Here is a 7,003-nt window from a genome sequence, read left to right as displayed (position 1 = left end):
ACCTTCTATACCAAAAACATTTTGCTGAATGAGGGTATCCGCGCTTGGATGGCTCCTCAAGATCAACCCCACGAACAATTTGTATTCCCCGAGGAGGTATTACCACGTGGTAACGCTCTCTAATAGACCAAATATATTAGGCGGCACTGGACGCGACCAAGAATCTACCGGCTTTGCCTGGTGGTCTGGTAATGCGCGTTTAATCAATCTATCCGGCAAACTCTTGGGCGCTCACGTTGCCCACGCTGGCTTGATTGTATTCTGGGCAGGAGCAATGACTTTATTTGAAGTCGCTCACTTCGTTCCTGAAAAGCCCATGTACGAACAGGGCTTGATTCTGTTACCTCACCTTGCTACTCAAGGTTGGGGTGTTGGCATTGGTGGTGAAGTAATCGACACCTTCCCCTACTTTGTTGTTGGTGTACTCCACCTAATTTCCTCAGCCGTTCTTGGCTTTGGCGGTATTTATCATGCTGTCCGTGGCCCAGAAACCTTAGAAGAATACTCTTCTTTCTTTGGTTACGACTGGAAAGACAAGAACAAGATGACCAACATCATCGGGTTCCACCTGATTATCTTGGGATTCGGTGCGCTACTGTTGGTAGCAAAAGCAATGTTCTTTGGTGGGTTGTATGACACCTGGGCGCCAGGCGGTGGTGACGTTCGGATTATTACCAATCCGACATTGAACCCAGCAGTTATCTTCGGTTATGTCATCAAGTCTCCCTTCGGTGGCGAAGGCTGGATTGTTAGCGTTGATAACTTAGAAGATGTGGTCGGTGGTCACATCTGGATTGCCTTTATCTGTATTGCTGGCGGTATTTTCCACATTCTTACCAAGCCATTTGCTTGGTCACGTCGCGCATCCATCTGGTCTGGTGAGGCTTACCTCTCCTACAGCTTGGGCGCTCTGTCGTTGATGGGCTTCATTGCCTCGATCTTTGTTTGGTTCAACAATACTGTTTATCCAAGCGAATTCTTTGGCCCTACTGGCCCAGAAGCTTCTCAAGCTCAGGCTTTGACCTTCTTGATTCGTGACCAACGCTTAGGTGCTAACGTCGGATCTGCCCAAGGCCCCACAGGTCTAGGTAAATACCTGATGCGCTCTCCAACTGGTGAAATCATCTTCGGTGGTGAAACCATGCGCTTCTGGGATTTCCGTGGCCCTTGGTTGGAGCCTCTACGTGGCCCCAACGGTCTTGACTTGGAAAAAATCAAGAACGATATTCAACCTTGGCAAGCTCGTCGTGCTGCTGAATACATGACCCACGCTCCCCTGGGTTCTTTGAACTCCGTGGGTGGTGTGGCTACCGAGATTAACTCGTTCAACTATGTATCTCCTCGCGCTTGGTTGTCAACTTCTCACTTCGTACTAGGATTCTTTTTCCTAGTTGGTCACTTGTGGCACGCTGGTCGCGCCAGGGCTGCGGCTGGTGGTTTTGAGAAAGGAATTAACCGTGATACTGAGCCAGTGATGTTTATGAACGACCTAGATTAGGTTGTAAGGTTTATTTCATCACTGACAAGTAAATAATTTAGAGCCTCTTGCGTAAAAGCAAGGGCTTTTTTTATAGGAAAATTAGTAATCTATTGATTAAACTGAGCAACTTACCAAGGTAATTAATACTATGAGTGACTCTAATTTTATTGATGCTTTGCGATGGACATCTGAAGCTAAAGAAAAGTTACAAAATATTCCCTTTTTTGTCCGCGCTCAAGCTAAAGCCAGAATTGAACAGCTGACTTATAAAGCAAACCAAGAGATTGTTACAGCCGATTTGGTAGAACAGGCTAGGCTTGAATTTGGACAATAAAACATTCTGGAGGTCGTAACAATGACAGTCGCCAAGAATCGAGCAGACCGGGTAATGCTTTATGACATCAGCTGGCAACAGTTTGAAAATCTTCTAAAAGACTTGGGAGAACATCGAGCAGCAAGGTTAGCTTACGATCGCACTACTTTGGAAATTATGACACCTTTACCTGAACACGAACATTACAAAGAGGTAATTAGTATTGCGGTTCAAGATATCGCTGAAGAGTTGGCTATGGACTATGAAAGTTATGGTTCGACTACCTGGAAGCGAGAAAGCCGAATGGCAGGGGTAGAGTCAGATAACTGCTTCTATTTCCAGAATGAAGCTACGGTTCGGGGTAGATTGGATTTGGACTTGAAACAAGACCCACCGCCTGATTTGGCATTGGAAATTGATATTACCAATAAATCTCTAAATCGTTTTCCCATTTATGCCCGTCTGGGAGTACCAGAACTCTGGTGTTATGACTCTGGTGAACTCAAGATTTATCACCTCCAAAATGGGGAATATGTCGAGTCAGAAAAGAGTTTAGTATTTCCTACTTTAGAAATTCAATATCTGCCAAAACTCATTGAACAAAATCGTCCAGATGGCAGACGGGCAATTCGTCGAGCGGTTCGGCAATGGGTGAGGTCAACTACCCAGTCAACCTAATTACGAATTACGAATTACGAATTAGGTTGCTCCCACATTCATCGCTGCTAAAAAAGCCTTCTGGCTCACATCTCTGTAAACTGTATTCAAATACTTCATTACCACATCACTCGAAGTTGAATTTACTGTATTTTCCTCTTCCTTCGCTAAGGGGATTGCTCCTAATACATCTAATACCGTTTCGCTAGTGGACGGTGCTATTACTACCAAGGATGACTCTAGTGGCTCATTGTATTGCCAGAAAGAATCAATTTTTACCGAGTATTTATTATTAGAAATTGACTCTTGAATATCGGGTGTTTCTATGGTATTGGGTTGAATCTTGGCGCTACGTAATTGGCGTAAATCGCTGATAATTTGTTCTTTGGTGCGTCCGCGCAATTGAAATAGTACAAAGGGGTCTTCACTGAAGCGATCGCCTAACTGATAATACAACGCACCAATATGCTTACAGGGATTTGCTTTATCAGGACAAGAGCATTTACTTTGGACATCACCAAGGGTAAAAGGAAATATCGAAAGACCGTTAGCCGTAAAGACTTCTTCTATATTTTGTGGCATTTCTCCTGCTAGTAGCTTGGCAGCAAAAATTGCCCTTTGGGACATGGTTTCAATTACATAACCCCACTGTTCATCGCTAAAAGGTTCAAGGGAAAGAGAAACTTTATAAGGTTCGATTTCACTACCTTGTACCCTAGCTAATACTTTTGCACCTTTAAATTCGATGCTCAAAACATTTCCTTGACGAGCATAGTTTCTTGCACGTTCTAAACGCTTTTTAAAACGATAAGAATCTAGTAAATCTAACCATTGTTGTGACCACCATTCGCGGCTTGCTTGTAATGTGTAATTAGTCATAAATCAATTCAAAATTCAAAATTATGGGATGGGTTGATCTCGTTTTGTGACAATTACCTCAGACTATAGCAATCCTATTTGAGTCGCAAACGGCGAGAGGCTCAGAACCCCGACTTCTTTAAGAAGTCGGGGTTCTTTTTGTTCATATAGAGGCATAAAACCTTGAATTAATTACGAATTACGAATTATTCTATCTTCGCCTTGCGCCGCAAACGCTCAACCAATTGGCGCGAAAAATCCAAGCTCTGATCGCGCAGGCGCTCTTGGATTTCCAGGCCAGCCAATGCCAAGGGTAGTGCCTCTGCGTAGTGCCCTTCCTCCTCCAGAACTCGCGCCAGACCACATTGAGCAGTAGCTACCAAGTCTTGCCGTCCCACTTGCTGGGCCAGGTCTAACTCACGCTTGTACCAGGAGCGAGCTTCTGTAGGGCGATCGCGGTCAAGGGCTAGAAGTCCCAAGTTGCCAGAAAGATAAGTTTCTTGATCTTTCAAACCTAGCTTTATAGCGATCGCCAACGCTTCCTTGAAGTAGGATTCGGCACGATCATATTGTCCCTGCGATCGCGCAGCTGATCCCAGATCGTTGAGGGCGAGCGCTTCACATTCTTCATCCTCCAACTCTCGATAAATTGCTAATGTCTCTTGGTGAAACCGCTCTGCCTCAATCCAGTTTTTGCGTTGGCTTGCAATATTTCCTTGCAACTGAATTGCAACAGCCTTGTCCCGACGGCTGCCGCCCCGCTCCATTGCCTCTACCATCTGAGCCGCCCAACTTGCTGCTCGATCCGTCTCCGCACGATTGTAGTGAATCCAGGCAACGTTATATGCTCCCCAACCAGCATCGCTCCACTGACTCAGCGCCTTTCCCGCTTGATATCGCCACTCACCCAAGCGCACTCTCTCGTCCCAGTAGCCTCGAGACCAGAGGAATTGATACAAAGCGTTTTCCAAATCGATGAGCATTTGGGCAGCCTGTCGGTCTTTCAATTCACCGGGGATACCTGCTATCTCCCGCAGGGTTGTAGCCACGCCCTCTAGATTCTGCCACTCTGCTTCCAGCTTGTCATGGGTCTGATAGGCATCTTTGCCGTAACCCCCGTACTTCTGGGCAAAGTCCACCCAGTACCGCAAAACTTTCCGTTGGGCAGCAGAGTCAAACCGGATTCCACTCGCTAGGGGTGCAGTCCCGACGGTATCCGTTCCGCCCACAGCTGCGCCGATATATGTGCGGGTGAGGGGGTGCAGGCCAAACCGTTCTCCATCCAACTCATTCACCAAAGATAGTGTTACCAACCGCTCTAAAGAAACTTGGATCTCGGTTATGGCTAAATCCGTAGCATCTGCCAGTGCTGTGCTTCTTGCTGGTGTCAGAAATACAACTAAGGCAGATAACACTGTGCGATCGCTTTCAGAGAGAGCTTGGGCGGCATCGGCAAACAGAAACCCATAGAGATCGGTGGATTTGGCGGCATTCCGCAACCGCTCTAGGGCAAAACTGATGGAGTAGCCTTTGTGTGCCACCTGTCCCAATGTCCAATCTAACGCTAGGGGGTTGCCACCAGATGCTTCATATAAAGCAGTCAATATCCCTGGCTTCGTTGCCTTGAGTTCTTGGGCTAGATGGTGGTGCTTCCTTCCCTTCGCCTGCATTAACTCCAAAGCTTCTGCCTCTAAGAGACGATCTAAGCGGATGGTGACGGCGCTTTCCCCAGTGCGGCGGCGGCTGGTGATGATGGCTTTGTTGGGGCTGGGTAGCTTCCGCACAAACTCGGCAATCATATCGCGTTCTTCTGCATTCAGGGTTTCCAAGTTGTCCCAAATCAACAGTGTACGCCTTCCCCGCAGGGCATCTAGAAGGGCGCGGCGGCGTTCTGTGGCATCAGTCATTTTCTCAATATTTTCCTGTCCCAACCCCTTAGCAAATTCTCGGCAGAAGCTATCGAGAGAAGACAGGGCGAGGGTTTCTTGCCGCACTCCTTCAGGTGAGAGCCAGGTAGTTTTGGCAGAAACAAACAGGTAGGCATCAAATAAAGCTTGCTTACGGGCAAGGTGTGCTACCTCCAGCGCCAACGACGTTTTGCCCATGCCACCAATACCATCGATCGCTACACCCCATCCGCGTTCTTCTGGTGATAGTGCCTCCAAACAACGGGCGATTTCTTGTTTCCGTCCCACAAACACATCGTTATGGCGGGGCATGTTATCGGGCACACTTGTCGAGCGTTTTCCCTGCAACTGGCTTAATCGCGCCTCTAGGCTAGTGACCTCTTGGCGTTTCTGTTCTACTTGCACCTTCAGGTGAGCCGGAATAGTCAAGTTGGTATAGCCTGCGGACTGCTGTTCCAATACCGTTAGGATCATGCGGGCGGTAGAAAGCATTTGTTCGAGGTTTGTTTGATCTTCCATAGCAGCCTGTGGGAATTACTTACTCTGATTTTTTTAGTCTAGCTTCCAAATCTGCCACTTCTTGACGTTTTTCTTCTAGCTCGATTCGGAGATGAGCTGGCATTTGCAACCTGCCATATCCCGCAGCCTGCTCCTCTAAAAATGTTAGTGACCGACGCGCCATTGCTAGTGCAGGTGTTACCACTTGTTGATCGGTCAGAATTTTGGGCGAGTCTGAGACTGGGGTTGAGCTTGGTAGTCCCTTACCTCCCCGCAGCATGGCGATCGCAAAATCTTCCATCGCTGTATCAAAAAACGGTGTTTGTTCTGCCTGATATAGGGTTCTAGCGCTCTCTGGCACGGTTTTACCCAAATGATTGATCAGATTTGAGAGCATGACTTTGGAATCCCCTGGTTGATTAGCCGCTCCTCGCAATGCCTCAATTAGATGATAAGTGTAGAGGCTCATGGTTTTATCAGGACGTATCCAAGAAACCTGATTGCCTCTGGAGGACGTAAACACCGCCCTGCCTTCGCCTTGCTTCAAAACATCGACCACCCCCTTGGGCAATGCCGTGGCGATAAAATCAGCAGGTAGTTCTCCCTTGGCAGTAGCCATACCTTCTGCGTGGCAACTATCAATTACGACCCACAACCGTTTTGCCTGAATCTGTCGCAGGGTTTCAGTAAATTCTTGGGCAGACAGAGCAGTATTAGGAATATCCGTAGGCTTGAAGTCATGTTGGAGCAGATAATAGCACTGACTTGATAAGTCAAAGCACCCATGCCCAGAGTAAAAAACTACAATTGTTGCATTTGTATCAGCAGCAGCCTTTTCCTTTAACCACGTTAATCCATCCAAAATTGCGCTGCGCGTTGTCTGCTCATTCTGCAATAAGCGAATATGTTCTGAATCATCTAGATAGGCACACAAATTTGGGTCAATTAGCACCGTCTTCAGTGCTTGCACATCTTGAACTGTCACAGGCAATGACCATCGGGATTCGACTGTTCTGCCAACCCCAATCAACAACGCATAACCGTGGGCAAAGTGGTTTGACATGATGGCACAGACTAAAGAAGAAGGGTAATATTTGTCATTAATATCGTATATTTTAATCTATGATGGTTCTCAGATGAATCTAAGTTGTGAAAATTATCGAATCGCCAAGATTGCCAAGGAAAGAAACAGAGAATTTCACGAATGATTTAGGACTGCTATAGTAGTCTGTCGCACCAATTTGGATAGGTTTGTAGTGAGCGCTTTAGCGCTCAAATCAAGGACTAAAG

At 46.9% G+C, this 7,003-nt stretch carries 6 protein-coding genes and 1 pseudogene; 4 read left to right on the top strand and 3 right to left on the bottom strand.

The features are described 5' to 3' along the window. From V7K98_RS04450 to V7K98_RS04435, 4 genes and pseudogenes are all read left to right on the top strand, one after another. Positions 1-123 (top strand): annotated as a pseudogene (locus V7K98_RS04450) (photosystem II D2 protein (photosystem q(a) protein)); the annotation flags it as partial. Next, positions 107-1,498: a photosystem II reaction center protein CP43 gene (gene psbC / locus V7K98_RS04445; RefSeq protein ID WP_335019619.1), complete on the top strand. Its 1,392-nt coding sequence runs from the start codon at positions 107-109 to the stop codon at positions 1,496-1,498. The pseudogene V7K98_RS04450 and the gene psbC, both read left to right, overlap by 17 nt. Before the next feature lie 130 nt (positions 1,499-1,628). Then, the gene (locus V7K98_RS04440) at positions 1,629-1,814 is read left to right on the top strand and encodes a PCP reductase family protein (protein WP_335019618.1); all 186 of its coding nucleotides are present in this window, start codon (positions 1,629-1,631) and stop codon (positions 1,812-1,814) included. A gap of 21 nt (positions 1,815-1,835) precedes the next feature. Then, a complete protein-coding gene (locus V7K98_RS04435; protein ID WP_335019617.1) occupies positions 1,836-2,471 on the top strand; it encodes a Uma2 family endonuclease in 636 nt (211 codons plus the stop codon). Positions 2,472-2,492: 21 nt separating this feature from the next. Here V7K98_RS04435 and V7K98_RS04430 read toward each other — a convergent pair whose 3' ends face one another. The 3 genes from V7K98_RS04430 to V7K98_RS04420 form a co-directional block, all read right to left on the bottom strand. After that, the gene (locus V7K98_RS04430; RefSeq protein WP_335019616.1) at positions 2,493-3,329 is read right to left on the bottom strand and encodes an SWIM zinc finger family protein; all 837 of its coding nucleotides are present in this window, start codon (positions 3,327-3,329) and stop codon (positions 2,493-2,495) included. A gap of 185 nt (positions 3,330-3,514) precedes the next feature. After that, on the bottom strand, positions 3,515-5,734 hold the full coding sequence (locus V7K98_RS04425) for a tetratricopeptide repeat protein (protein ID WP_335019615.1): 2,220 nt from the start codon (positions 5,732-5,734) through the stop codon (positions 3,515-3,517). 19 nt (positions 5,735-5,753) lie between these two features. Next, positions 5,754-6,776, bottom strand: coding sequence for a caspase family protein (locus V7K98_RS04420; RefSeq protein ID WP_335019614.1), 1,023 nt, complete (start codon positions 6,774-6,776; stop codon positions 5,754-5,756). Positions 6,777-7,003 lie beyond the last annotated feature (227 nt).

Source organism: Nostoc sp. (assembly GCF_036917435.1).
In the GTDB taxonomy this organism is placed as follows: domain Bacteria; phylum Cyanobacteriota; class Cyanobacteriia; order Cyanobacteriales; family Nostocaceae; genus Nostoc.
This window is presented reverse-complemented; position numbering and strand designations above follow the sequence as displayed.